This window comes from Clostridium sp., from assembly GCF_051656525.1.
Lineage (GTDB): Bacteria > Bacillota > Clostridia > Clostridiales > Clostridiaceae > Clostridium.
Genome location: NZ_JBOGCC010000379.1, coordinates 1 through 2195 on the forward strand (window position 1 = coordinate 1; position 2195 = coordinate 2195).

2 protein-coding genes and 1 pseudogene are annotated in these 2195 nt (G+C 32.5%); all 3 read left to right on the forward strand.

What is annotated here, in order from left to right; all coding sequences use genetic code 11:
• Window positions 1-1109: pseudogene (locus ACRDDY_RS18605) on the forward strand (hypothetical protein); the annotation flags it as partial.
• Between the two features lie 284 nt (window positions 1110-1393).
• Window positions 1394-1843 carry an ASCH domain-containing protein gene (locus tag ACRDDY_RS18610; RefSeq protein ID WP_438566416.1) on the forward strand — a complete coding sequence of 150 codons (450 nt, stop codon included), beginning with the start codon at window positions 1394-1396 and terminating at the stop codon, window positions 1841-1843.
• Between the two features lie 10 nt (window positions 1844-1853).
• The coding region (locus tag ACRDDY_RS18615) for an isochorismatase family protein (RefSeq protein WP_438566417.1) at window positions 1854-2195 on the forward strand (342 nt) is incomplete at its 3' end.

A 2195-nucleotide genomic window follows, 5' to 3' on the forward strand; every position in this document is an offset into this window, starting at 1 on the left:
CAAGTAATCCAGATGTGAAACCAAGTACACCGGATACAAAGCCAAGTAACCCTGATGTGAAACCAAGTACACCAGATACAAAGCCAAGTAATCCAGATGTGAAACCAAGTACACCGGATACAAAGCCAAGTAACCCTGATGTGAAACCAAGTACACCAGATACAAAGCCAAGTAACCCAGATGTAAAACCAAGTACACCGGATACAAAGCCAAGTAACCCTGATGTAAAACCAAGTACACCAGATACAAAGCCAAGTAAACCAGATGTAAAACCAAGTACACCGGATACAAAGCCAAGTAACCCTGACGTGAAACCAAGTACACCAGATACAAAGCCAAGTAAACCAGATGTAAAACCAAGTACACCGGATACAAAGCCAAGTAACCCTGATGTAAAACCAAGTATACCAGATACAAAGCCAAGTAACCCTGATGTAAAACCAAGTACACCAGATACAAAGCCAAGTAACCCTGATGTGAAACCAAGCACACCAGATACAAAGCCAAGTAACCCTGACGTGAAACCAAGTACACCAGATACAAAGCCAAGTAACCCTGATGTGAAACCAAGCACACCAGATACAAAGCCAAGTAACCCTGACGTGAAACCAAGTACACCGGATACAAAGCCAAGTAATCCAGATGTGAAACCAAGTACACCGGATACAAAGCCAAGTAACCCTGATGTGAAACCAAGTACACCGGATACAAAGCCAAGCGATTCAAATGCAGTATCAGGTGAAAAGGGTAATACTGTATCATCAAGTAATTCAAATGTTGTAAATAGTAACTCTTCAGTAACAGAAAATTCTTCAAATGCAAATAACAATGTAAATGGAGATTCAACTGCAACAAATGTAGGGAATAAAGAGAGTATTACTTCTCAACCTGCAAATAATGATAATAATGTAAGCAGTAGTGAGAACAATGGAGTTTATTCAAATAATGAAGCTTCAAGAAATAACAGTCTTTCAAGCTCAAATAAAATAAAAGAATTACCAGAAACAGGAATCTCACAAGTAGTTAACTCTAAAACTGTAGGTGAAGGAGTGGCAACTTTATTAGCTTCTCTATTAGGATTAGCAGTGCTATTTAAAAGAAAAAAATAGATAAAAATTAATTTGAAAAATTCTTTTGTAGAAAAGAATTTAAATGATTAAACAGCTTTATAGACAATATATCTATAAGGCTGTTTTATTTATATAAAAGTATTATTAAAGAATATATGATAAGTAAAGAAATTTGTTATATTTTAGAGCATTTCAAATATTATGAAAAGTATAATTAAAAGTTCTTTTTTATATAATATTTTTTCGACAAAGTATATGCTAAGGAAGTGATAAAATAGGATAAATATATAAGAATGTAATTTTTGAGGGGGATATAATATATAATGGATAGTTTACTTAAAGAATATTTAATTTTAGTTGGGCGAGATGAAGAAGAGATAGACTACTACGGCACTTGGTATTTTGGTGATAATAAAGTGCTTGCAGATGAGCTTTTTGATTTAGTTATAAAAGGTGAAAAGACAGCAACAACATCATTATATTGTTTGTATAAATTTAAAAATGAAGAGCTACCTAAAGAAAATTCATTTTCAGTAGTTACTAACTATGATGGAAACAAAAAATGTCTTATAGAAACTAAAAAGGTGACAGTTTTAACATTTTTAGAGGTGGAAAAAGAGTTTGCTTATAAAGAAGGAGAAGGGGACAAATCTTTAGAGTATTGGCAAAGAGAACATCTTAGATTCTTTAATAGGGAATTAGAAAAGTATGATAAAGTTTTTACAGAAGATATGCTAGTAGTTTGTGAAGAGTTTGAATGTATTTATAAATAGGGGGGAGCATATGAATAAAGTTGCTATGTTAATAATTGATGTTCAAAATTTATTAGTTGATAATAAGCCTTTTGATATTGAAATAGTTTTAGAAAATATAAAAAGTTTAGTAAGTAAATGCAGAGAAAATAATGTTGAAGTAATTTATGTTCAGCATGAAGACTTAGAAGAGGATGGAGAGCTTAAGATAGGAAGTTATGAGTGGGGAATTCATAAAAGTGTTGAGTCTAAAGAAAATGAAACTGTGATAAGTAAAAACTTTAATTCATCTTTCAGGAGGACAAAACTAAAAGAGTATTTAGACAAACAGGGTATTAACACACTTATAATAACAGGAATGCTGACAGAGTGC